The sequence below is a fragment of the Pontibacter sp. GD7 genome (genome assembly GCF_058216375.1).
Genome location: NZ_JBYZMP010000003.1, coordinates 203,590 through 226,210 on the forward strand (window position 1 = coordinate 203,590; position 22,621 = coordinate 226,210).

A 22,621-nucleotide genomic window follows, 5' to 3' on the forward strand; every position below is an offset into this window, starting at 1 on the left:
TGCAAAAGCAATCATACTTTTCTCATTAATCAAGTCTGTCTCTTCCTCCAAGTATAAACACCCTGGATATATTAAAACCGAATTTGAACTCTCCCTTTAACCATGATGAAGTGGTGTTTGGGATAAAGGCATTTTCGATAATACCCGCATTATTAGTGAAGAACATATGAAACACGTGGCCTCCGGTCTCAATCTCAATGCCCAACCCTAAGGGGGCGTAATAGCCACTTCCTTTTTCCTGACGCAAGTCTGAGAAAGTATAGATATAATCCGCCAGCAGGGCAAAGCGCTTAGTTAGCTTCAGTCTACCGCCTAACCCCACCGAGAACAGGTCATGCGCATCGGCTGGGTTAAAAAGGTAATTGCGGTGAAGCAAAGACGGCGTTAACTGCACCGAAAGCTTTTGACTGAATTTGTGCGCAATCAGTAACTGGTAAGTATAAGATAAACGGTGCGCGGCATTGTCATACTCATCGGAGGCAGCCTTTGCTGGCGTGTAGGCCATGCTTGTAAGCAGCGTTGCCGATACAGGCATGCTCTTATCCTGGGTTTGGGTTAGCAAACGGTACTTCACATAGCCATCCAGCATTTCACCGATCTTGCTTCTGCCTGCACCCACTGTAAGCTTGTCGTTTATTCCATACTCAAAGGCAATCCGGATATCAGCAGCCTGGTCCATGCCAAACAGCGTGTGCACTCCTCCGCCATCTCCGGCCACATCCCCGAAATGGTGGGTAACCCTAAAGTCCAGACCCCGTGCTTTTACGGTTTCTATGGAGTGGACATTAACAATCCGGGTTGTCTTAAAAGTAGCGAATACTTGCTGGTTCTGTTCCAGCGTACTGTCTGCCAAAGCATCCAGAAGATCATCCTGAGCATGTGCTGTAATGGTAAACACCAGGAACAGCACCGGCAAGAGCAAGTATTTAATTCTTCTGTTCATACACGGCCTTTACCTTCACTTTTATGTCTTGCGAGATGTTGGATATCTTGTCGTTCGGTATTTTTATGTGGTGGTCCTGTACAGGCACCACAAATGCCGAAGAGATTTCTAGCTTGTTGTTCTGCACTACTACCACACCTGATATGGTCCGCTCTGTGGCCACACCGTGCAAGTTGAACTGCCCGGTCACGATGACGTTGTATGTACCATTTTTTGATAAGTCTGAGCCTTCCATTATCACCCCTTTAAAAGTGGCATAAGGGTATTTGTCACTCTCGAGGTAGGTTTCGTTAAAGTGCTCCTGCATCAGGCCATTCCTGAACTTGAAAGACTGAATCGGAACCTTGAATGCTATCTCTCTATTAGATACATCCACTGCCGATACACCTCTCTTAGACACAGCGGAGATGTTTTCGAAGCGGGCCTCGGACAGAAAAGAGATCTCTGTGTCTTTAGAGAGAAACACGTTTTGTGCCTGGCTCACCTGAACGATGCAAAGAAGTAGAAGAAAGTATAAGGATAGTGTTTTCATGGTTTTGTAAGTATGGCTTAGGTTTTCTACTGCTTTAGTTGTTAGGTGCACCGGCCTTAATCCAGGCATCAATTTTTTGGATGTCGCTTTCTGGCAATGGGGCCTGGTTTAGTGGCATCCCGGGAGTCTCTACAAACCTGAGTCTTGCCTGCAATTTTGTTAGACTAGTGTTAGTTGTGCTGGGCCTCAAGGCGTAGCGTTTCAGTTCTTCATAGTTATCGATAAAAGCATAACCGGCTTTATCTGGGTGAGTGGAGGAGGCAGTGTGGCACGAATAGCAATGGCTTGCCATAATGGGCACGATATCCTGCTTGTAACTAACATTACTAATCACTGGTGCAACCTCTGTGGCCTCGTTGTAAGTACAGCCTAGAGCGGTAAGTACTAGTAAAACTAGGCTCAGGTACCAAGCTGCAATCCGATAATTGGGTTCTATAATCATAGCCTTTAATATAGTGTCACAATCATTAAAATGAGCCTGTTCTGATGGTACTACAAACTTTGCTGTCTGCCCTTGCTGCGTGTTATCACCACCAAGTATAATAGCCAGTGCCTTTTAATTGTTGGTGAAAAACACCAACAATGGCGGGTTCGATTCTTGTTGCGATTAACCCACCCCAACCCTTCTGATAGAGAGAAATTTCTATACTTTGTTAGAGCTCCCTATCAGTGGATAAGGGTATCAGAAATGGAAGGGTGGGGTGGGTTATACTTTAGAGTATATTATTAATCGCAATGGTTTGATTACTTAACCAGTTGAGCGCGTAGTTCGCCTCCTGCGTGTGCTGCACTGTGTACGTTCAGGTACCAAAGGCCTTTTAGTAGGTCGGCTTCCTGTGCTGCAGTCAGGGTAACAGAGCCTGTCATGCCTGAGCTGAATGGTCCAGCCACTGCTATTTCAACATCGCCGTTAGCACCGGCAGCTGCTTTGTGAAAGTGCATACCTGTTGGTGTAACCCCAGAATAAGCGATGTTATAGGTCAGTTTTTTGGTAGCCTTGTCGTACACACCGTAGAAAGTGCCTGTAGCGGAAGTATTTACCTGCGGTACCTCGTTCTGTCCTGATAGTCTGTTGCTGAAAACCACTTTCTGGTCTGATACCACCTGGCCTCTTAGCTCACCGCCTGGCTGGGCTGCACTGTGCACGTTCAAGTATAGGTTTCCTGCTAAAAGGTCTGTTTCCTGTGCGGCAGTAAACGCAGCGGTTGTGCCTTTGAGTCCAGTAATCTCCATTACCACATCTCCGTTTGCGCCAACTGCTGCCTTGTGCAAGTGCATAGCTGAGGCAGTCACTCCGTTAAGTACAATGCTGTAATCCAGTTTCTTGGTTGTCTTGTCGTACAAGCCGTTCATGGTGCCTGTTGCCGTAGAGTTGTTGCTTGGCACTTCCTGGATACCCGACAGTTTAATGTTGCTAAGTACAACTTTGTCCTCTGTTACGGCCTGGCCTCTTAGCTCGCCTGCTGCAAAGGCGGCACTGTGTACATTCAGGTAAAGTTTGCCTGCAAGCAGGTCAGCCTCCTGGGCCTCGGTTAACATAAGTTTACCCTTCATGCCCGAAGTATAAGGACCAGGTACCTCAGCCACAACTCCACCAGCTACACCAATATCACCTTTATGGAAGTGCATGGCAGTAGGCGTAGTGCCCGAGTAATTGATGGTGTAATTTAAACTGTTGCTGGTTTTATCATACACCAAAGTATAATTACCCGTAGCATTTGATGTGTTTTCCGGAACTTCCTGCTGGCTGCTCAGCATCACATTGTTAAAGTTAACGATCTCTGCTGCAGGAGTGGTATCACCGTCTTCTTTATCGCAGCTTGTGCCTGTAATTAACAATCCGAAAAGGCATAGCGAAGCCAGTAGCTTTTTTGTTAAAGCGTTAGTTTGCATTTTTCTAATAAATTAAAATTGAGTTTTACTTAGTGGGTGTAATCTGAAAAGTACTATCTGTTGAATGTAAGTGTAATGAGAGGGAGCACTTTATCTGTGAGTCTGTAATGATGATTGAGAGTAGTCATGTCGTTACCTTGGCAACATTACTCTGTCCAGCACATGGATCACGCCATTAGACTGATGCACATCATATACCGAGATGTTTGACTTGTTGCCCTTCTCATCAGAAAGTATAATGTTGCGCTCACCGTTCATCATGGCTGTTAAAGTACCACCGCTAACGGTTTTAAGTGTTGCTGTGCCTTTGCCAGCCTTAATAGCCTGCATCAGTTCTTTAGATCCCATTCTGCCCGGTACCACGTGGTAAGTAAGCACAGTTTGCAAAGTTTTCTTGTTTTCAGGCTTTAGTAGTGTTTCAACGGTTCCGGCTGGCAGGTTTTCGAATGCGTCGTTTGTAGGGGCAAACACGGTAAACGGACCAGCGGTTTTCAAGGTCTCTACCAGGCCAGCTGCTTTAACTGCTGCAACCAGTGTTGTGTGGTCTTTAGAGTTAACGGCATTGTCAACGATGTCTTTGGTTGGGTACATCACCTCACCGCCTACTGTTACCTGTGCTTTACCTGATTTCTGGGCCTGCGCTGCGGCAGGTGTTAATGCGGCAGCTCCTGCCACCAGCATAATTGTGAATAATGTCTTTTTCATGTTTCTAAGTTAATTTGACTCACTTACGCCACAGCTACTCAGATTGGATTTAGGACAGGTAAAAAAAGTTGAAATAATTTCTGAGTTATTGGTCGGTAGGTTCTAAAGGCATTTGTGGATACTTAACTCATTTGCGATCAACCCAACCCTAACCCCTTCTCGGAGCAGGGTCGTTTCATTAAACTATTAACCAAGTAGGCGGGCCAGTTCTTCTGAAAATATATAGCAAATTTCTATATTGCTTCAGAAAACAAACCACTTGCAATGCAGCACACCATACTCCGACCAAAACAGACGCTGAACAAAGCATACCTGCGTAGTAAAACCTCGCGTGCCGAGATGGAAGCGTTTAAGAAGGCGCTTCTTTTTCTGCTCGACAGTATAAACCTGAACGAAAGCGAGGAACACGCCAAGAACCATTTGCGTGACTTTCTGAAGCTGGCTTATTATGATAAGTATGGCGTAAACACCAAAGGCAAAACCGACCTGGTGATCCATACCGGGCACGACACTAAAAGTCCGGCGGGTGTGCTGCTGGAGGTGAAGCGGCCCACCAATAAAGGCGACATGCCCACCACCGAAAACCTGAACTACAAGGCCATGCACGAGCTGGTGCTGTATTACCTGCGCGAACGGATAGAGCACAAGAATAACGACCTCAAACAGCTTGTTATCACGAGTGTGTACGAGTGGTTTGTGTTCGATGCCCTGGAGTTCGACCGCCTTTTTTACCGCAACAGCCAGCTCAAAAAGGACTTTATTGAATGGAGCCAGGGAAAGAAATCCGGCAACAGCACCGACTTTTTCTACAAAGAGATCGTGGCACCGTTTATTGCGGGGCTCTCCGAAAGCATCACCTTTACCCACTTTAACCTAAAAGACTACGAGAAACCGCTGCGCAACGCCAGCACCAGAGACGACGTGAAACTGGTGGCGCTGCAAAAGCTGCTGTCGCCGGCACACCTGCTTAAAGAGCCTTTCGCCAACGATGCCAACTCCCTGGACAAAGGCTTTTACCAGGAACTGCTGCACATTATCGGGTTGGAAGAGGTGAAGGAGGGAGGCCGTAAGCTGATCAGGAGAAAAGCCAAACCCGACCACGGCTCTTTGCTGGAGGCCGCCTACCAGAAGCTGCGCTCCGAAGACCTCGTGAGTGGGCTGGATAACCCTTACAGCTACGGCAACACCCGCGAAGAACAGCTGTTTAACGTGGCGCTGGAGCTGTGCATTACCTGGATGAACCGCGTGCTGTTCCTGAAGCTGCTGGAGGCGCAACTGATCAGTTACCACCACGGCGACAAGAAGTATGCTTTTATGAGCACGCAGAACCTGCGTGAGTTCGACGACCTGAACGAACTTTTCTTTGATGTGCTGGCCGAGCATCCGGATAAACGCGCTGGCAACGTAAGGCAGAAGTATAGCCACATCCCATACCTCAACTCCTCGCTGTTTGAGACCACGCCGCTGGAGAAGCACACGCTGCGCATCTCAAACCTGAAAGACCGCAGCCTGCTGCCCCTGTACCCGCAAACGGTGCTGCGAAACGCACAGGGCAAATCCCTTAGCAAAACCCAACCCGAACTGCACACCCTGGAGTACCTGCTGCGCTTTTTGGGCAGCTACGATTTCGGGGCCGAGGGCAAGGAGGAGATACAGGAAGAAAACAAAACGCTGATAACTGCCTCCGTGCTGGGGCTTATTTTTGAAAAGATAAACGGCTACCGCGACGGCTCTTTTTATACCCCCGGCTTTATTACCATGTACATGAGCCGCGAGGCCATACGCCGTGCAGTGGTGCAGCGCTTCGCAGATAGGTATGGATGGGGCCCAGGTATGAGCCCAGGTGGGCCCACAGTAGAAAATGGGCAGGTCTTTGGTTCGAATCCAAACGGGATCAACGGAAAAGCAGGCCATGTTTATTCTGATTTTAACTTCGAAGATCTGCAGCTCCGTATCCATCAGAATTATACTTTAGACAAGCTGAAGGAGTATAACGAGCTCATCAACGGCCTCCGCATCTGCGATCCGGCTGTTGGCTCGGGGCACTACCTGGTAAGCGCCCTGAACGAGCTGATCGTGATAAAGGCCGAGCTGCGCCTGCTGCTTAACCGGCAGGGCAAGCCGCTGCATTACGGCAGCATAGAGGTACAAAACGACGAACTGATCGTGACGGACTACAACGGCGAACTGTTCAGCTACACGGTACAGCAGCACCCCGACGGCCACCGAAGTATAAACCCACTGACGCAGGAACTACAGGAAACCCTGTTCCATGAGAAGCAGACCATAATCGAGAACTGCCTGTTTGGCGTGGACATAAACCCAAACTCGGTGAAGATATGCCGCCTGCGCCTCTGGATAGAACTGCTCAAAAACGCCTATTATCTGGATCATGATTTACAGGATTTTAAGATGGACAGGATTTCTTCGCAGAGTTATTCCTTAAAATCTAAAAATCCTTCAGGTACTGGATCCTGTTCATCCATTAATCCTGAAAATCCTGGGGGTAGGGGCCCTCGAGAATATTCAGGCAAGTATACCCAACTGCAGACGCTGCCCAACATCGACATCAACATAAAGCAGGGCAACTCGCTGCTGAGCCGCTACCCGCTAACCGCCGACCTGCACGAGGCCTTTGGCAAAAAAGGCCACAGCTTGCAGGCTTACCGCGAGGCCGTGCTGAAGTACAAGCATACCAACTCCAAAGAAACCAAAAAGCAACTGGTGGCTTTTCTGGAGGAGATAAAGCAGGGCTTTAAAACCACATTGGCTAACAACGACCCACTACGGAAGAGAATGGCGGAGCTGCGCGGGCAGATTCAGGTGATGCAGAACCCTGACCTGTTCGGAGCCCAAAAAGTAGATAAGAAACAGCTGCAGCAAAAGCAAAACCAACTCCAGAAACTGGAAGAAGAACGCGAAGCCATAGAGGCGAACAAAGTATACGAGGGTGCCTTCGAGTGGCGATTTGAGTTCCCGGAGGTGCTGGACGAAGAAGGCAAGTATACGGGTTTTGACGTGGTGATAGGCAACCCGCCGTACATAAGGCAGGAGGAACTCGGCGATTTTAAAGTATACCTGAAAAAGAACTTCGACACCTTTGCGGGAACCGCCGACCTGTATGTATACTTTGTGGAGCGCGGCATAGAGTTGCTGCGCGAAGGGGGGCAGTTCAGTTACATTATCCCGAACAAGTGGATGCGTGCCGGCTACGGACAGGCGCTGCGCCAATGGCTGCAAAACCATACTTTGGTGCAATTGCTTGACTTCGGCGACCTGCCTGTGTTTGAGGAAGCCACTACCTACCCACTTATACTTGCGGCTGCCAAGTATAAACCAACGGCAGGTTATACTTTTGGGGCTGCAAGTATAGATACCCTGCAGTTTGAGCAAGGCTTGGAGGCCTATGTGCAGCAGCATACGTATGAGGTTAAAGCCGAACTGCTGCCAGACTCCGGCTGGACACTCTCCGACAGCACCGCGCAGCAACTACTTGAGAAGCTAAGAAATACAGGAATTAATTTACAAGTATATGTTGATAGAAAGATTTACATAGGTCTTAAAACAGGTTATAACGCTGCTTTTATTATTGACAAAAATTTAAGAGAACTTATAATCAACAAGGAACCTAAGAGTGCTGAACTTATTAAACCCTATTTAGTTGGTCGCGAAATAAAAAGATATGGATTCCCGGCACCTACAAAATATTTAATCAGAATTCCTAAAGGTTGGACTTCTGAGCAATCTGGAAATATTAAAGATAAGTGGGCATGGCTAAAACAAACATATCCGAATTTAGCATCTCATTTAGAACAACACGCAGATAAGTGTAAAGCTAGAAGTGACAAAGGGGAATTTTGGTGGGAATTAAGAGCTTGTGATTATTATGAAGAGCTCGAGCATAGCAAGATTATACTACCCGAAATTTCAAATTTAAATAATTTTACGTTCGACAAAAAAGGGACATATCTTGATATGACTGCGTTTGCGATAGGTTCATCTGATGTATCACTTTTAGCCATTCTTAATTCTAAGTTAATTTTATATTTTTTCGAAAATATTAGTTCAGAGATAAGAGGAGGCTTTTTGAGATGGAAGCGCCAGTATTTGAATCAACTCCCCATCGCCACACCAGACGAAGAAACCAAAGCAAGTATAACCTCTCTGGTAGAGCAGATACTACGAATAAAAAAGGCCGATGCCGCTGCCGATACGTCGGGGCTGGAGGCGGAGATAGATGTGCTGGTGTACCGCCTCTACAACCTCACCTACGAAGAGGTGCTGCTCGTGGAGCCGGGTTTTGCCCTGAGCGAGGCAGCTTATAATAACCTGGCTTTTCAACCTACTTTAACCAACTGAAACCATGTCTGCATACTTACTACACGGTAAACTAACCGCCACTCCCGGCCAGGGGCAACAACTAGCCGCCATACTTTTGCAAGCCTCCAAACTTGTGGCCACAGCCCAGGGCTGCCAACTCTACCTGGTAAGCCAATCCCCCAACGATACCGACACCGTGTGGGTAACCGAAGTATGGGACAGCAAAACCGACCACGACAACTCGCTGCAAGTGCCCGGCGTGCGCGAACTCATTTCACAGGCCATGCCCATACTTGCCGGCATGCCCCAAAGAGGCCAGGAACTCGAAATACTGGGCGGCGCAGGCATCTCTTAAAACAGCAACTCAAGGTCTGTGTCTCAAAACTTCAGAAACCAAGCAGGCAGTTTTATTAAACCAACCAAATTTTAGAAGTCGCTGCTCTGATGGCGGTATGGTATGGGTATGAAGTAGAGTGTGGAGTGGGGTAGGGGCACCCGGTATGTTTCTGCAAAGCGCATAGCCTGCATAAGGTTACAGCTCCCCAGCAATAGGTGCTTTAGAAGGCTGGTCTTGTGAAGAGCAGATGGCAGAGAACGAAAAAAGCCGCTCTGGTTTCCTAAAGCGGCTTTTTAGTAGCCCAACGGATTGAATTATCGAACCATTTATATAGGGATTTGGCGGCTATAGCAGGCTATCGATAAGAGAAGCTGCTTAAATTTAAATTTTAATCAGTCTCATTATGTATTAATTCTCGTTCATAGTAAACCTGGTCCTTTGCCAAGGGCTTGGCCGGATCAGTACAGTAATAGATGCGTTTTACAAAACGCCGTACTTTTAAAGGGTGAGAAGGAGCTGTCTTGGCAAAGACTGTTGATCCTTCCGGATATTTGTTTTCCATTATTGTAACGTTAGTTGCTGTTAGATTTTTTAACTGCCTTGGCTGCTTTTTTTGCCTGAGTGTCAGCATCAGCACGCGCACGTTGGGCTTTGGCTTCCATTTTGGCGGCACGTTTGGCCTGCTTAGCTGCATAAGCCGCTTCTTTGTCTATTCTCTTAGCTTCTTTGGTATTTGCTTCTGCCACCTTAGCTTCAGCTTTTGTGTTTTTCTTAAGTTCTTTGGCATCTAGTAATCGAAGTTCGTCCGCAACTGCTTTTTCTTTAGCTGTCTCCTGAGCCTGTTTTTGTTCTTCTTTGGTAGGTGCATTCTGTGAAAAGGATTGTGTTGTTAGCAACATTAGGAATCCAAGGATCAACGAAATCGAAATGGTTTTGTAAGTCATACTTGTTAGGAAAAGGTATATTCTATTATCCTACTAAAGTATACGCATAAGCCTGATTATAAAATGTAAATAACTGATAATAAGTTAATTGTTTGTGTTTTGTCTTCTTGCCAACTACTATGCAAGAATATGGAGTAGTGCAACAGGTTGCGGCCACTGCACGCTGATTTCTCTTTCAAGGCAATCCTTAAGTGCGTTACAATCAGGTGCAGCCGTCTATTTGTAGTGTTCCTTCGTAAGATAATTTTAGTTTAAAATAAAGAGCCTGTTTAGAGTATATTAAAATCTACTCTGCCTGCCCTTGCTGCGTGTTTTTCACTAGCAAGTATAATAGCCAACGTCTTTTAATTGTTGGTGAAAACACCAATAATGGCGAGGTCATACTTCTTAACTAAAACCCTAAACAGCTTCTATGTTAATATGTCTTAAGCGTAATATTATATTGATTTTATTATTTAGTTTGCTTCATTTTTGATACCTAATCTGTGTGGTCGATACTAAAGTAATAAAAATGATAGAATTGAAACATGTTGACTTATAAACTATTATGTGTAAATAGAATGTTGTGATTCTATACATTCATCAGGGCCCGATGGCCTTGTCTCTTTCGTCTTGATAGGCAAGCTGAACTAATCTATCCCGTTCTTACTGTCATAATTATGAATATAAAAAAAATAGTTACTAGTAGTGAGTATTGGAATTACCTTTCAAAATTTCTAGGGAGAGAGCCAACATCATCAGAGCTCTATGCTTTTGAACGCAACCAGTACTTACTGCATATAAGGAAGCGTCAGAAGGCGAACGATCGTTACCACATAAGTTTTAGAAACGGAACAGAAACTAAACTAGTGTCAGATGGAATAATTCAGGGAGGAGATATACAGCTGCATAGCCATCACAAGGAACATCGGTTTTATACAGTATTTGTAGAAGAATATGGCACTGAAGAAGAGCAATATCTTATGCTAGATGTTGAAGTGAAAACTATTGGCCAGAAAGGTTCTGCAATTACATTAATAAAAGGGGTTCAGCTTATAACTATAGAAAACGTTTTAACAAATTATAAACCAATTCTATACAACTTAGATTAACTATGAAACAAGATCAATTTTACAATTGCCTTAACCGTATATTGGAACTCAGGGAAAAGATTCAGGAAACCACCATTATCCGCAAAAAAGCGCGGGCCTTGGAATCGGCACAAGCTGATGAAACGCAGTTAGATTTCAATGCATTGAGGCAGTTTGCAGAGAATAAAGAAAATGCTGAGAGAAATACAGCAGAGGCTCAGGCCCTGCTCAAGGAGTTGGCAGCACAGGAAGCGAAAATCAGAGCCTTTGTTCCAGTGTCAGCTTACGGCACCAGAATTCAGGCAACCCATCTTGAGCAGCCTGCCATATATGTTGTGGTTTATCCGAATAACATTGAAATAGAGAAAGCTACAACATCATAAACATTACCTTTTAGGAGAGTTTGAACAAGAAGTTAGAATTACGTTTTCTAAGATTTTAGCCTTGCAGTTACAAGCGTAAATGCAAATAGTTGGTGCCTAAGCTTAAGGTTGAGCTTGATTCTATTATGAACCTTTTAGAGTTTATTAAAATCCATAGTGCCTGCCCTTGCTGCGTGTTCTCACCAGCAAGTATAATAGCCAGTGACTTAAATTGTTGGTGAAAAACACCAACAATGGCGGATTCGATTTCTTTTAGCCAAAACCCTAAACAGCTTCTTTACTAATAATTGTCAACGGCAACATTTAACTGATCCCGTTAATAAAGTTAGAAAGCTGGTGTGTATAGTTCCCTTTGGTAAGGCACAACATCTCCCCGGTAGAGTCGTTTCGTAGCCAGATAATAGCATTGTCCTGCTCTCCATTCTGGGAAAAATATTCCTGCCAGTATGCTTGTGCAGCTAAATTTAACTTACGTTCTAGTTTCTCCAGTTTGTTCTCTTCCATGGTGATTCAATTAATCCTTGTAGCTTATACGCCTGAATCCCAGTTAAGAATGTAATACTATCCCAAGTTTCTACAATTCGTAAAATTGATAACTGGTGTTATGCCATGTATTATATTTTTCCTTTAAAAGCACACTTATAATGGCAAAGCCAGCTACAACCAGCAGAAGCCAAAAAGCCATCAAAATTGCCGGTATAGTACTTGCAAGCCTGATGGGTTTTTTACTTGTTGTGTTGGTAGCACTTTACTTCCTGGCAGAACCACTTGTAGCGCGTTATATCAAAAAGCAGGTTAACCAGCAGACGAATGGGTTGTATCAAATCCAGTTTAGTGACCTTCAGCTTCACCTACGCACTAGCAGTGTCACGTTACAAGAGCTACACTTCTACCCAGATACAGCCGTAAACAGGCAGCAAAAGGAGAACGGGCAAGCCAGCATGAGTCGCAAGGGTAACTGCTGGGACAATGACTTGGCCGAGAGCTTCTCAAGACATTGAAAACAGAGCTGGCCTACCACCGCAAGTTCACCACAACACAAGAAGCCTGGCTGGCTGTGTTTGAATATATCATAGGCTCCTACAACCGGGAAAGGAGACACTCAGCGCTGGGCTACCTCACACCCTATCAGTATGAGGAAAGACTATACAAACAAAGAATGGCTCCCTGAGAAAAACCCTAAAGTAAACCGTTGCAATTCCAGAATATGCGTAAGCATAATACTGGTGGAACTGATAAAATACATGAACCCTAATATTGACTTGATGTCTGCTATGCGGCAATGTGCAGCTTCTTGCTTATCTGGGGCGAATAAGGTGGACCCAGTCTAGGAGTTGACGCTTGTTCTTACCTTCCTTTTACGGGCTCATGGTATTATCACGTAAAAGCAGAAGGCAGCCTGCTTTGGCGTTAATAACGCTACTAGTAGAATCCAAATTTACTATACGAGCGCTTTGCTTCTAGTTGCAGACACGGCGAAGGAGAAAGATCCATACTATGAAGAAAACAATACTTGACCGCTCCATAGAGCCTATTAATAAGTTTCTGCACTATGAAAACTCTGGAGGTGCGGTTTTGATGTTAGCAGTACTTGTTGCTATTCTATGGGCGAATTCGCCTTGGAGTGAGGCTTACCATCACCTATGGGAAACAGAGTTTACCATAGGTTTAACAGGTTACCTTTTAACCTATTCGCTTCACCATTGGGTAAATGACGGGCTTATGGCCATGTTCTTCTTTGTGGTGGGGCTGGAACTCAAGCGTGAAATTATTGCTGGCGAGTTGTCATCTTTCAACAAAGCGCTGTTGCCGATGGCTGCCGCCCTGGGAGGCATGATCTTTCCAGCCTTAACCTACTTTATCATCAATATAGGCAAAACTTCCTTAAATGGGTGGGGCATTCCCATGGCAACTGATATTGTCTTTGCGTTGGCACTCATGTCCCTTGCAGGCAAAAAAGTACCTGTTTCCGCAAAGGTTTTCCTGGTTGCTCTGGCCACTATAGATGATTTGGGGGCTGTACTGGTTATAGCCTTTTTTTATAGCTCAAATTTATCTTTCGAAAGTCTTGCTTACGGGTTTGCTTTGTTAAGCATTCTCTGGGTAGCGAACCGTGCAGGAGTTCGCAATACGCTGTTTTATGCTCTGATCGGCATTGGAGGAGTGTGGCTTGCCTTTTTGCTTTCCGGTGTGCACGCCACTATCGCAGGGGTGTTGGTAGCGTTCGCTATTCCGGCACGTACGAAGATAGATGAGTCGGCTTATTCCGCTAGTCTGGAAGTGCTGGTGGCAGAATTTGATGAAGAGATCCCGAACCAGGGCCCTCTGATGACTCAAAAGCAACATCAGGTAATTGAGAAAGTAAAAAATAAGAGTGCCGAAGCTCAGACGCCTTTACAGAAAATAGAAATCACCCTACACCCTTGGGTCACTTTTTTGGTTATTCCCCTCTTTGCCCTTGCTAATGCCGGTGTTGCAATCGGTTCAACTTTCTTCTCCGATCTTTTACACCCCATCAGCGTAGGGGTGTTTACAGGTTTGGTATTAGGAAAGCTGGTTGGAATCCTGTTATTTACCTGGGTGCTGGTAAAGTTCAGGGTGGTACCCCTTCCTGAGGCAGTTACGTGGAGGCATATTGTGGGCATTGCTTTTGTAGCCGGTGTGGGCTTTACCATGTCCCTTTTTATTGCCGCCCTGGCGTTCAAAGACCCACATATGATTGAACAGGCGAAATACGGCATACTCTTGGCATCCGTTGTTTCAGGCACGCTTGGGGTTTTGACCCTTAGAAGTGCTGAATAGTGTAAACTGTGCACCTTCGCCCAAGAAGGACTGACCTCCATGCCGATTAAAGAAGAGGCATGTTCAGGTTGCCAAACTCTGCCGTAGTCCTCGTGGTGCAGCTTATTATCCTCAGCTACTATGCCCTCTGCTGGTTTCTCCCTGTTCCCGACATATACGACCTTTCTAGGCAAGCTAAAATTTCTTCCTACGATTCCTTTCAGATCTACACTGCAGCGCTACGCGCACTCCCCTCGTTCCCTCGTGAGCTAATCATCAACAGCAGGTGCCTACAATCCTAGCCCTGCAGGTAGTCCTTTTTCACCCTTGACTAGCTGAGTACATCCTTTACAGAATCCCAGCCTATAAGCTATTTCTTTAGAGGTCAGATTACCAAAATGGATTTCACGTTTTGCCTACAGTATCAACCGTTGCAAAACCCATTCTTTCACCCTAGCGCCCCTTTTCCTTTTGACAAGAGCGTTCAGATGTTTTACACTATTGTTTAGCTGGTCTGCATAGAATGTTGCTTCACGTTGTTGCAGGTAGTGCCGGTCAATCAGTTGAAACAGTTCATTAATCCTGCTATCGCCTGTTTTTTCCTCACCATTCGTTGCAGCCACAACATGAAACAGAAAAGCACCTAAACTAAATAAGGCTTTAGCAGTGCCATCCATTTTTGGTGGTTGTATTCTTTCAGGATAAGTGATAACAGGCTTTTAATGGCTTCCAATCCACCCTAACTGGGCACTCCTACTGGCAAAGGAATGTCTATCCACCAACTGATAAAACAACTCTTTTGCAAAGGCCATTACATAGCCCTTCTGCGTTGTCTTTCTCACTTGAAAGACCTGTCCTGGGCTTGAAAGATAAACTTCGTTTTCTTTCAGCTGGTAGGGTACAAAGTCAATTTCAACGGACTCATTGGGGACAGTTTTGGCAAACCAAATAATCTCATAAAAGTCATGGCGGTGAAGTCCATCAAATGTTTCGTCATCCGTACTTTTTGTGGTAAATGCAAGAAAGGGGGAACTTGTGAGGTGGTGTAGCGGAATGCTGTCTTGTTTTCTGTTTTCGCTCATGAGCTTGCCATAGTTAAAACACACGCCAAAACTCGGAATTAAACTTAACGGGGAAAAAATTTGAGAGACCTAGCTTCCCATTGGAACATAAAACCGCATAATATGCCATTGGTAGTGATCTGCCGCTAACAGACGCTTGCCAATGTACCGGCTGACGAAGTGCTAATGCCGGTATGATACAGCGGGTGCCAGTCGCTAAGCTAGGTCAGGCTAATAGGTCAAATCTCAAAACTTTTCCCCTCGCCTGAAGTAAAAGCTTCATACTTTATACTGTTAAATGATAGTCCGGAGAAATTTGAGCTGGAGGGGAATCCTCCATTATGCATGGAAAAGCCTGCTTTATTACCTGTTGCTGGCAGTTATTGTTTACCTTGTCCATGACCATTTTGAGGTGGCCTACCTGAGCATTCCTTTCAACACCGTTACCGCCCTGAGCACGGCACTGGCTATCTTTCTTGGCTTCAAGAGCAATAGTGCCTATGAGCGGTGGTGGGAAGGCCGCAAGATATGGGGCCTGCTGGTTAACTACAGCCGCGCCTGGACCCGCCAGGTGATTACGATGGTTATTCCAAGTGTAGAGGCGGAGGCCGCAGCGGTAAAAGAACTGCAACGCCGTATGGTCTATAGGCACATTGCCTTTGTGCATGCGCTGCGCGTGTTCCTGCGTTTAAAGCATGCTTATAACATAACGGCCCAGGAAGAAATATACGAGGAGACCAACATATACACCGATATACAGGCTTTCCTACATAAAGATGAGTTTGAGGCCTTCTACCACAAGAACAACCCTCCCAACTTCCTGCTTGAGCTGCAGGGCGAGGACTTGCGGCAGGCCTTCAAGAGAGGTTGGGTCTCGGATTACCGGTTTGTAAAGCTGGAGGACACGCTGGTGGAGTTCAACAACATCCAGGGCATGAGCGAGCGAATCAAGAATACCCCCTTCCCGCGCCAGTACAGTTTCTTCTCCCGGGTTTTTGTGTTCATACATGCCTCGTTGTTGCCCTTCGCTTTCGTGAGTGAGATGGGCCTGGCCACTATTCCTGTCTCCGTTATGATTTCTTTCGTGTTTTTAGCGCTGGATTTGGTGGGTGAGCGTATTGAGGACCCATTCGAGAACAAGCTAGAGGATGTACCACTCACCGCCCTCAGCCTCACCATAGAAACCAACGTCAAGGAGCAGTGGGGCGACCAAGACTTTCCTGTTAAGCAGACGACGCAGGAGGGCATTGTTTTATAACACCCATTTTCAAGCCGCATCGTCGGGCTGGAATGCAGCGTGCCGGAGCTTAGCCTGGGAGAGTTAGGAAGTGTGCCCTCCGGGAAGGAAAAAGGTACCGTTGCTGACAGTCCGATAACGCTGCTGACAGCTCAGCAGCGTTATCGGACTTATTTTATATGCTTTCGGCCAGACCGCTTTTTACTGACATCACGTTTTCTTCACTGTATATCCTGCCGATGGATGGATTTTGCACATTGACGGCATGTAGCCCCTACCCATATTTAAAATGGTTGAAGACTTCTGCCCCTCATACTCTTACTCATGCTGCGCCTCCTCACTTATCGCTAACTCACGCTCGTAGTAAATGAGATCTTTTCCAGGGGATGCTCCAAATGCGTGCCACGTATCGCCTCGTCGCCAGCCAGGGTTGACTTTAGCGTGCACGATGGTCCCCTTCGGGAAATTTATTTTCCATGGTGAAGGAAGGTGAAAGTATAGATTAGTGGTTGTTGCCTTAGCTACTTTCTTGACCTGTTTGTCAGCCTGTGCACGGATCCGCTGCGCTTTCGCATGTTTTTCGGCATAGGCCCTATTTCTGGGACACAAGCAACAAAGGGGCAACATAAAGCAATCAGTCTTGTTCTTTATTGATAGTGCTCTGCTGCTGATCATAACAGGCATTGTAGAACAGGGAAGGCTCCTTAATTACGGGGAGCCTTCCTTTATTTATAACCAATATGCCAGGCCGTGTCGAGCGGGAACCTGCATGTTCAATGGCTTGCCACGATTCGGTGCTTTGCGACCTTTTGCCTATATTGAAGAATATACCAAAGCAATTACTATTATGAAATGTCCTAACTGCAGCGAAACGCTTTTGATGAGCGATAAAAACGGAGTTGAGATTGATTACTGCCCTAATTGCCGTGGCATCTGGCTGGACCGTGGCGAGCTCGAAAAGATTATGGAGCGATCCGCCGACCATTACTCCAAAAAAGAAAACTACGAGGCCGACTCTAAACGCTACGGCTATGGCGATCATGGCCACAGCTCTCACAAAAAGCATCCACACAAGAAAAAGGAATCTTTTCTGAGTGATTTCTTTGATTTTTAATTCCCAAAGAAGGCAAAAGGAAAGTGCCTGTGCAAGTAATTGCACAGGCACTTTCCTTTTGCTGAGAAGATGTTTTTTAAGCAGACAATCAGGGACCTAACCCGATCAAAGATTCCAATAGAGAAGTTACCGTTGCTGTTGGCGCGTCGGGCAGCACTGCCGAAAATGACCACACAGTGGCCGAAGCCGGTCTGAACGCAATATTTTACTAATCTCATTATTCCGGAGATCATGGAGACAGGAGCAACAGATAGAGCAACAGCTTGAAAACTGGAGTTACAAGCGCTGTGTTTGAGCGAAATCATTATATAGGGCATGGTCTTGTCCTGCTATAGGTTGACAGGCGCCGTCCCATAAAACGTCCGTGGCTGTTGCACAACTCCAACTATCATAGTACTTCTGCCTTATCAAAAGCTAGTCACGAAATATTTTTATTACGCATTCTTAGCAAACCGCTGTAAAGTCAAATAATCGCGCTGCAACGCACTCGCTGCTCCTTTTCCAGCGCCATGGCCACACTTGCAGCCTTTCTAGGCTTAAACTTCATGTACTTTTTGAGGTTGAAGGCAACCGCAGCTAACAGCATTACTTTGTGTGCCCCAGATTTGCCCAGCACATTAATTCTGCGCAGGCCATAATGCTGCACCAGGCTTCCGAAAACCGGCTCCACGGTGCTCTGCCGGAGCTTTTTCATGCCTGCCCTGCCTGCTGTGCTGCCGAGCGTAGGCCCGCTTGTATTGCTGGTCATAAGCGGTTCGGGTAATTTTCCGGCACCTGGTCTTGGGAGCGCAAGTAGATTTGGATGGACACTGCCTACAATCACCGGGTGCCGCCCAGTAATGCTTCAACAGCCTGCCGTCGGGTGTGCGGTCAAAGCCCTTAAACGGAAGCGGCTTGCCCATCGGGCAGGTGTACCTGTCAGCTTCTTTGTCATAGGGAAAACCGTCTATTTCCGGCTTGTACATCCCGAACACAGGTATCCACCCTGTGATTCCTTGCTGCTCGAGCATGTGGTAATTGGAGCCGTTGGAGTAGCCGGCATCGGCCAGCAGTTCCAGCATCAGCAGGCCGTTGGCTTTCATCCTGCTTTGCACCCGACTCACCAGAGAAGGCAAGTGCTGGCTGTCCCGGCCGTCAGCGAAGTCCGCCTGCACATGGCTTATCACGCCTTTGGCCGTATCCACGGCCATACTGCAATGGTAGTTAAGCTTCCTGGCCTTACCGGGCTTGACGGAGATGCGGGCATCCGGGTCATGTGGGGAGTAATGCGTCTTGTTGCTAACCAACTGTGCCTTATCGTTTGATGATCCGATGGCCCCTGTGGGCCGCTCGCTGAATTTCTGCTGACGCCTTTCCAGCCGCTTTAGCTGGTGATCCGGGGCCGTGATGAATTGCCGGGGAGACGGATCGTCTTTCTTCTTTTCCGGGCTTGCATCCGCCATCTTCTGCAAACAGCCTTCTGTAGATGCGACGAGCTTCTTTAAAACCAGGCTTTCCATGGAGGCGTTGGCTTTTACTGGGGCTGAATCGACTGCCTGCACACTCCCCGATACCATTTCCTTCTCCACGCACAGGCTGAAGACCATATCAAATAACGATTCGAACAAAGCCTCGGGGTAGAGTTGGCGGGTGCGGGAAACGGTGGAATGCCAGGGCAGCGGCTCATCAAGCTGGTAGCCCAGGAAATAGAGAATGTCCAGCCGGAGGCTGCAGTGCTCGATGAGCTTGAGGTCGGAAGTGATGTTCTCCAGGTAACCCACCAGGCATAGCTTGAAGAACACCACCGGGTCGATGGATTGCTGGCCGCACGTGCCATAGTACTTACTGGTTAACTCGTAAAGAAAGGAAAGGTCTAGCTTCTCTTTGAGCCTTCGGTAAAAATTGTGCTCCGGTACGTGTGCCGAAAGTGAGAAGAGCAGCTCCTTCTCATCCTCAAAAGTCTTCCTGCCCTGCATAGCTCCATCATTTAGCCCACTTCCTTTTACGGCTATCTTCAGCTTGTTGTGCAACAGCCACGGCCGTTATTTGAGACACATGCCGCAGTTAAAAATAAACTTAGTATATCCGCGCAATGAAGCTTCAACTTACATAAGTGGAGTAATCAGCTTTAGTAATTAGAACCAAAATCAGCCTTATACTAATTGTAAGAGGAGTGATGAAGATTTTTACCTATTCTGTCATGATGAAAAATAGGGAAGCTGGAAAAATTATGGGGAGGATGGAGTAACAGCTTTAAAAACCTTTTTTGTTACTTTTCTGTTACTCTGGAAACAAAAAACCCGCTTATATGATGAAATAAGCGGGTTTTTAAGCTTTACTATGTAGCCCGTAGGTTGGAATTATCAAACCTTTTCTACAGGGATTTGGCGACTTTAGTTAGCTATATAACTCAAGTTGCGATTTATAAACGATGAAGCCATCCCGATTTGTTAGGGAAAAAGTAACCACACTTTTTCTCTTACGCCCCATGAATGACTTCACAATTGCAATTTACTGTTTTGTAGACGACTACCTGCAAGTGGCTGGTAAAAAAGCGGCGGCCAAACGCAAGCTCTCTGACGCCGAGGTACTCACAACGCTCTTGTGGCAGCCCGCTACTTTGGCGGAAACCTGTCCACGGCTTGCAGCTACATGCAGGCACACCACCACTGTCTAATGCCGCACAATAGCAATTTCAACCGTATGATCCACCGCTTGAGCGGGGTGCTCACCTCCTTGTTTGTAGCCTTGGGCCAGAGTCTCAAGGAACTCAACTGCTCCTGTGAGTACGTCATCGACAGCTTTCTCGTGGCTGTCTGCCGCAACGTGCGCATCAACCGCTGCAGGCTGCTTGAGGGCCAGGCCTACAGAGGTTACAATGCATACAAGAAGGAGTACTTTTATGGCTTCAAGGTGGAGGTCATCACCACCGCAGATGGCCTTCCGGTTCAATACTTTATCGTAGCTGGCAGCGTACATGACGCCAAGGCCTTCGAGGCTATGAACGTGGACCTGCCCGAGGGCAGCCAACTCTACGCAGACAGCGCCTACACCAACTACGAACTGGAATCACTCTACTAGGAATGCGAGCAGGTCAGCCTGCTCTGCGAGCGCAAATGCAACAGCAAGCGCCCCGACAACCCGGCCATGGCCTTTATAAAAAGAACCATGAGAAAGAGGATAGAGGCCTGCTTTAGCGGCGTAGAGGCTACTTTTCCTAAAGCCATACATGTAGTTACCCCAGAGGGATTCCTACTTAAAATTGTCCTCTTCCTTTTCGCTTACACTATTGACAAGTGCATATAAATCGCAACTTGGGTTATATATAAGAAATGTAGCTTAGCTTTATTTAGCATCATCTTCACTTTGTATTAGTTCCCGCTCATAGTACACTTGGTCCTTTCACAGTAGATTAGCCGAATCAGTACAACAAGAATTCCATTTGACATAACGCCTCACTGTTAAGCTTTGGGATAGCGCTTTTGGGCATAAAATGTTGTGCCATCTGGATATTTATTTTCTATAAAGTACAAACTAATTTTTGTTAGATTTTTTAGTTGCCTTGGCAGCTTTCTTCGCCTGTCTGTCCGCATCGGCGCGATTACGTTGGGCTTTGGCTTCCATCTTTGCAGCCCGTTTTGCCTGTTTAGCCGCATCTGCAGCTTCTTTGTCTATTCGTTTAGCTTCTTTTGCTCTACTTTCTGTAATTTTCGCTTGTGCCTTTGTGGATTTTCTAAGGGCTTCAGCGTTGTTTAGGCGATTTTCATCAGCTATCGCTTTTTCTTTTGCTAGCTCCTGTGTCTCTGATTTTGTTGGTGTGTTCTGCGCGAACGAACGTGTAACCGTTAACAAAAGGAGTCCGGTAAACAAGGTAATAATAAGGTTTTTGTAAATCATATTTTGTAGGAAAAGGTATATTCTATTGTCCTGCATAGGTATACGCAAAAGGTTGTGTTTTAAGTTTAAATGACTGATAACGAATAAATTATATGCTATTTTATGCATAAATATTGTCAAAGGTCTCGGGCTTTGGATGCAGTAACTAGCGGCAAGAGCAATAAAGTATGATAGTATGAACTTACAAAAAGAAAGATTCGAATTTAAGACTGTAACCGTGCATAACCAGCCAGCATTGCCAGAGAAGCTTCCTGTTCGAGAGTATGTATAAACTGTGAGAAGGCAGTAGGGTGCTTGTCTTTCATGATGTCGATGACTGATACCATGAGTGCCTCATCTTTCAGCATGCTGGAATTCAACTCCATAAGAGAACTGAAACTCTTCGTGTCCTTTACCCGGATGTAAGATCTGAGCTGGTGGTAGAAGGCCAATGCTTCTCTCTTTTCTAGTCTTAGGTTCAGGCTATTGTATACTGCTGCTTCCATGTCTTTTCTCTTTTAGTCCCAAGCCCTCGATACTATTCATTAGCAGTGGTTTACAACCTGTACTTATAGGACATGTGCGTTAAACTATAAGTTCTTTTAATTCAGTTTAATATTAAAATTATCAAAATTAAGTCTCGGTTATTCCATTCTAATATCTCGTGCTGCGATTTTTAAATTTGTTATGCTTAATTACAGGAATAAGTTGTAACGCGAATCAAATTTAGTAGCGGCGTCAGCAGTAAATTTTACTGGAGCTACTTAAGTATGAATATGTTTTAGCTAGTGTATGACTTATGTGAGAGTTCAAGCACAAAATACATTGATAGGTTGAGCAGAGAGGAAGTTAATTGAGATGAACAAGAAAACTGTTGATTTATAAACTATTACAAGCAAAGCACATGTTCTACCTTTATAAAGTTTAACCATGGCCCGGTGGCCAGAACTCACTAGCCTCTAAGGGCGACCTGCTCTTTTATCCATCCCGCTCCTTCTTCTTCAATTATGAAAAAAAGTAATGTCACCAGTACCGACTATCAAAATTACCTATCGGAGCTTCTTGGAAGGGTGCCAAACACTCTTGAGCTACTCGTCTTTGAGCGCAACCAGGAGTTGTTGCGGATAACGAAACGAAAGGTACTGAATGATGTCTACCACATTACTTTTACCAACGGGACAGTGATTGAAATGGTGTCGGGTGGGGTAGTGCAAGGTGGTGCGATACAACTGCACAGCCAGCAGGAAGGGCACCGATTCTATTCTGTTTTCTTTGAAGAGGACGGCAGTGAAGAAGAGCTTTGCCTGATGTTGGATGCAGAGGTGAGAATAGTCCTCCTGAGCGGTTGTGTCATCATGCTGGTGTTGGGAGTTCGGCTTATAACAATTGAGGACCTTGTATTCGGCTTCAGCCCCATTTTGTATGATTTATATTAATTATTAAACA

General features: G+C 46.0%; 22 protein-coding genes and 2 pseudogenes. 10 read left to right on the forward strand and 14 right to left on the reverse strand.

Annotation, left to right across the window (positions count from 1 at the left end; all coding sequences use genetic code 11):
- Positions 1-25: 25 nt before the first annotated feature.
- From AC4BAP_RS06370 to AC4BAP_RS06390, 5 genes are all read right to left on the reverse strand, one after another.
- Positions 26-943 carry a DUF5777 family beta-barrel protein gene (locus AC4BAP_RS06370; RefSeq protein WP_490581788.1) on the reverse strand — a complete coding sequence of 306 codons (918 nt, stop codon included), beginning with the start codon at positions 941-943 and terminating at the stop codon, positions 26-28.
- Entirely contained in the window at positions 927-1,475 is a 549-nt protein-coding gene (locus AC4BAP_RS06375) for a YceI family protein (protein ID WP_490581789.1), read from the reverse strand. The genes AC4BAP_RS06370 and AC4BAP_RS06375 overlap by 17 nt, the downstream gene beginning before the upstream one ends.
- Positions 1,476-1,509: 34 nt before the next feature.
- Positions 1,510-1,917, reverse strand: a complete 408-nt coding sequence (locus AC4BAP_RS06380) for a hypothetical protein (RefSeq protein ID WP_490581790.1) — start codon at positions 1,915-1,917, stop codon at positions 1,510-1,512.
- A 302-nt stretch (positions 1,918-2,219) separates the two neighbouring features.
- The gene (locus tag AC4BAP_RS06385; RefSeq protein WP_490581791.1) at positions 2,220-3,368 is read right to left on the reverse strand and encodes a CHRD domain-containing protein; all 1,149 of its coding nucleotides are present in this window, start codon (positions 3,366-3,368) and stop codon (positions 2,220-2,222) included.
- Between the two features lie 132 nt (positions 3,369-3,500).
- The gene (locus tag AC4BAP_RS06390) at positions 3,501-4,073 is read right to left on the reverse strand and encodes a fasciclin domain-containing protein (protein ID WP_490581792.1); all 573 of its coding nucleotides are present in this window, start codon (positions 4,071-4,073) and stop codon (positions 3,501-3,503) included.
- 264 nt (positions 4,074-4,337) lie between these two features.
- Between AC4BAP_RS06390 and AC4BAP_RS06395 the strand changes: the two genes are divergently transcribed.
- Together AC4BAP_RS06395 and AC4BAP_RS06400 are read left to right on the forward strand one after the other, a co-directional pair.
- Positions 4,338-8,432: a DUF7149 domain-containing protein gene (locus AC4BAP_RS06395; protein ID WP_490581793.1), complete on the forward strand. Its 4,095-nt coding sequence runs from the start codon at positions 4,338-4,340 to the stop codon at positions 8,430-8,432.
- Between the two features lie 4 nt (positions 8,433-8,436).
- A complete protein-coding gene (locus tag AC4BAP_RS06400; protein ID WP_490581794.1) occupies positions 8,437-8,748 on the forward strand; it encodes a putative quinol monooxygenase in 312 nt (103 codons plus the stop codon).
- A gap of 554 nt (positions 8,749-9,302) precedes the next feature.
- Here AC4BAP_RS06400 and AC4BAP_RS06405 read toward each other — a convergent pair.
- Entirely contained in the window at positions 9,303-9,674 is a 372-nt protein-coding gene (locus tag AC4BAP_RS06405) for a hypothetical protein (RefSeq protein ID WP_490581795.1), read from the reverse strand.
- A 659-nt stretch (positions 9,675-10,333) separates the two neighbouring features.
- On the opposite strand from AC4BAP_RS06405, the gene AC4BAP_RS06410 reads away from it, so the two are divergent.
- Both AC4BAP_RS06410 and AC4BAP_RS06415 read left to right on the forward strand, forming a co-directional pair.
- Positions 10,334-10,765, forward strand: coding sequence for a hypothetical protein (locus tag AC4BAP_RS06410; RefSeq protein ID WP_490581796.1), 432 nt, complete (start codon positions 10,334-10,336; stop codon positions 10,763-10,765).
- A gap of 2 nt (positions 10,766-10,767) precedes the next feature.
- Positions 10,768-11,127, forward strand: coding sequence for a hypothetical protein (locus AC4BAP_RS06415; RefSeq protein WP_490581797.1), 360 nt, complete (start codon positions 10,768-10,770; stop codon positions 11,125-11,127).
- A gap of 303 nt (positions 11,128-11,430) precedes the next feature.
- On the opposite strand, the gene AC4BAP_RS06420 is transcribed toward AC4BAP_RS06415, so the two are convergent.
- A complete protein-coding gene (locus AC4BAP_RS06420) occupies positions 11,431-11,631 on the reverse strand; it encodes a hypothetical protein (RefSeq protein ID WP_490581798.1) in 201 nt (66 codons plus the stop codon).
- Between the two features lie 434 nt (positions 11,632-12,065).
- Here AC4BAP_RS06420 and AC4BAP_RS06425 point away from each other — a divergent pair.
- Positions 12,066-12,298: pseudogene (locus tag AC4BAP_RS06425) on the forward strand (integrase core domain-containing protein); the annotation flags it as partial.
- 326 nt (positions 12,299-12,624) lie between these two features.
- The gene (gene nhaA / locus AC4BAP_RS06430; RefSeq protein WP_490581799.1) at positions 12,625-13,929 is read left to right on the forward strand and encodes a Na+/H+ antiporter NhaA; all 1,305 of its coding nucleotides are present in this window, start codon (positions 12,625-12,627) and stop codon (positions 13,927-13,929) included.
- Positions 13,930-14,324: 395 nt separating this feature from the next.
- Here nhaA and AC4BAP_RS06435 read toward each other — a convergent pair whose 3' ends face one another.
- Both AC4BAP_RS06435 and AC4BAP_RS06440 read right to left on the reverse strand, forming a co-directional pair.
- Positions 14,325-14,585 (reverse strand): hypothetical protein, encoded by a 261-nt coding sequence (locus tag AC4BAP_RS06435; protein WP_490581800.1) that lies wholly within the window; start codon positions 14,583-14,585, stop codon positions 14,325-14,327.
- Positions 14,586-14,627: 42 nt separating this feature from the next.
- Complete coding sequence (locus AC4BAP_RS06440; RefSeq protein WP_490581801.1) at positions 14,628-14,990, reverse strand: hypothetical protein; 363 nt, start codon at positions 14,988-14,990, stop codon at positions 14,628-14,630.
- Positions 14,991-15,267: 277 nt separating this feature from the next.
- On the opposite strand from AC4BAP_RS06440, the gene AC4BAP_RS06445 reads away from it, so the two are divergent.
- Positions 15,268-16,227 (forward strand): bestrophin family protein, encoded by a 960-nt coding sequence (locus AC4BAP_RS06445; RefSeq protein ID WP_490581802.1) that lies wholly within the window; start codon positions 15,268-15,270, stop codon positions 16,225-16,227.
- A 297-nt stretch (positions 16,228-16,524) separates the two neighbouring features.
- Here AC4BAP_RS06445 and AC4BAP_RS06450 read toward each other — a convergent pair whose 3' ends face one another.
- Entirely contained in the window at positions 16,525-16,815 is a 291-nt protein-coding gene (locus tag AC4BAP_RS06450) for a hypothetical protein (protein WP_490581803.1), read from the reverse strand.
- 238 nt (positions 16,816-17,053) lie between these two features.
- Between AC4BAP_RS06450 and AC4BAP_RS06455 the strand changes: the two genes are divergently transcribed.
- Positions 17,054-17,320, forward strand: coding sequence for a TFIIB-type zinc ribbon-containing protein (locus AC4BAP_RS06455; protein WP_219877652.1), 267 nt, complete (start codon positions 17,054-17,056; stop codon positions 17,318-17,320).
- Between the two features lie 463 nt (positions 17,321-17,783).
- Here AC4BAP_RS06455 and AC4BAP_RS06460 read toward each other — a convergent pair whose 3' ends face one another.
- Together AC4BAP_RS06460 and AC4BAP_RS06465 are read right to left on the reverse strand one after the other, a co-directional pair.
- Positions 17,784-18,014: a transposase gene (locus AC4BAP_RS06460; RefSeq protein ID WP_490581804.1), complete on the reverse strand. Its 231-nt coding sequence runs from the start codon at positions 18,012-18,014 to the stop codon at positions 17,784-17,786.
- On the reverse strand, positions 17,938-19,275 hold the full coding sequence (locus AC4BAP_RS06465; protein WP_490581805.1) for an IS1182 family transposase: 1,338 nt from the start codon (positions 19,273-19,275) through the stop codon (positions 17,938-17,940). Before AC4BAP_RS06465 ends, AC4BAP_RS06460 begins: the two co-directional genes overlap by 77 nt.
- 512 nt (positions 19,276-19,787) lie before the next feature.
- Here AC4BAP_RS06465 and AC4BAP_RS06470 point away from each other — a divergent pair.
- Positions 19,788-20,605 (forward strand): annotated as a pseudogene (locus tag AC4BAP_RS06470) (IS982 family transposase).
- 228 nt (positions 20,606-20,833) lie between these two features.
- On the opposite strand, the gene AC4BAP_RS06475 reads toward AC4BAP_RS06470, so the two are convergent.
- Positions 20,834-21,232 (reverse strand): hypothetical protein, encoded by a 399-nt coding sequence (locus AC4BAP_RS06475; protein ID WP_490581806.1) that lies wholly within the window; start codon positions 21,230-21,232, stop codon positions 20,834-20,836.
- Positions 21,233-21,399: 167 nt separating this feature from the next.
- A complete protein-coding gene (locus AC4BAP_RS06480) occupies positions 21,400-21,681 on the reverse strand; it encodes a hypothetical protein (RefSeq protein WP_490581807.1) in 282 nt (93 codons plus the stop codon).
- A 501-nt stretch (positions 21,682-22,182) separates the two neighbouring features.
- Here AC4BAP_RS06480 and AC4BAP_RS06485 point away from each other — a divergent pair.
- Positions 22,183-22,611, forward strand: a complete 429-nt coding sequence (locus AC4BAP_RS06485; protein ID WP_490581808.1) for a hypothetical protein — start codon at positions 22,183-22,185, stop codon at positions 22,609-22,611.
- Positions 22,612-22,621: the final 10 nt, after the last annotated feature.

Excerpts from the sequence above, each read along its gene's own strand:
- AC4BAP_RS06460 (WP_490581804.1), bottom strand. The coding sequence starts at position 18,014 with ATGAAAAAGCTCCGGCAGAGCACCGTGGAGCCGGTTTTCGGAAGCCTG.
- AC4BAP_RS06440 (WP_490581801.1), bottom strand. The coding sequence starts at position 14,990 with ATGAGCGAAAACAGAAAACAAGACAGCATTCCGCTACACCACCTCACA.
- AC4BAP_RS06420 (WP_490581798.1), bottom strand. The coding sequence starts at position 11,631 with ATGGAAGAGAACAAACTGGAGAAACTAGAACGTAAGTTAAATTTAGCT.
- AC4BAP_RS06385 (WP_490581791.1), bottom strand. The coding sequence starts at position 3,368 with ATGCAAACTAACGCTTTAACAAAAAAGCTACTGGCTTCGCTATGCCTT.
- AC4BAP_RS06395 (WP_490581793.1), top strand. The coding sequence starts at position 4,338 with ATGCAGCACACCATACTCCGACCAAAACAGACGCTGAACAAAGCATAC.
- nhaA (WP_490581799.1), top strand. The coding sequence starts at position 12,625 with ATGAAGAAAACAATACTTGACCGCTCCATAGAGCCTATTAATAAGTTT.
- AC4BAP_RS06410 (WP_490581796.1), top strand. The coding sequence starts at position 10,334 with ATGAATATAAAAAAAATAGTTACTAGTAGTGAGTATTGGAATTACCTT.
- AC4BAP_RS06475 (WP_490581806.1), bottom strand. The coding sequence starts at position 21,232 with ATGCAGGACAATAGAATATACCTTTTCCTACAAAATATGATTTACAAA.
- AC4BAP_RS06435 (WP_490581800.1), bottom strand. The coding sequence starts at position 14,585 with ATGGATGGCACTGCTAAAGCCTTATTTAGTTTAGGTGCTTTTCTGTTT.
- AC4BAP_RS06485 (WP_490581808.1), top strand. The coding sequence starts at position 22,183 with ATGAAAAAAAGTAATGTCACCAGTACCGACTATCAAAATTACCTATCG.
- AC4BAP_RS06400 (WP_490581794.1), top strand. The coding sequence starts at position 8,437 with ATGTCTGCATACTTACTACACGGTAAACTAACCGCCACTCCCGGCCAG.
- AC4BAP_RS06375 (WP_490581789.1), bottom strand. The coding sequence starts at position 1,475 with ATGAAAACACTATCCTTATACTTTCTTCTACTTCTTTGCATCGTTCAG.
- AC4BAP_RS06480 (WP_490581807.1), bottom strand. The coding sequence starts at position 21,681 with ATGGAAGCAGCAGTATACAATAGCCTGAACCTAAGACTAGAAAAGAGA.
- AC4BAP_RS06455 (WP_219877652.1), top strand. The coding sequence starts at position 17,054 with ATGAAATGTCCTAACTGCAGCGAAACGCTTTTGATGAGCGATAAAAAC.
- AC4BAP_RS06390 (WP_490581792.1), bottom strand. The coding sequence starts at position 4,073 with ATGAAAAAGACATTATTCACAATTATGCTGGTGGCAGGAGCTGCCGCA.
- AC4BAP_RS06370 (WP_490581788.1), bottom strand. The coding sequence starts at position 943 with ATGAACAGAAGAATTAAATACTTGCTCTTGCCGGTGCTGTTCCTGGTG.
- AC4BAP_RS06445 (WP_490581802.1), top strand. The coding sequence starts at position 15,268 with ATGATAGTCCGGAGAAATTTGAGCTGGAGGGGAATCCTCCATTATGCA.
- AC4BAP_RS06380 (WP_490581790.1), bottom strand. The coding sequence starts at position 1,917 with ATGATTATAGAACCCAATTATCGGATTGCAGCTTGGTACCTGAGCCTA.
- AC4BAP_RS06415 (WP_490581797.1), top strand. The coding sequence starts at position 10,768 with ATGAAACAAGATCAATTTTACAATTGCCTTAACCGTATATTGGAACTC.
- AC4BAP_RS06405 (WP_490581795.1), bottom strand. The coding sequence starts at position 9,674 with ATGACTTACAAAACCATTTCGATTTCGTTGATCCTTGGATTCCTAATG.
- AC4BAP_RS06465 (WP_490581805.1), bottom strand. The coding sequence starts at position 19,275 with ATGCAGGGCAGGAAGACTTTTGAGGATGAGAAGGAGCTGCTCTTCTCA.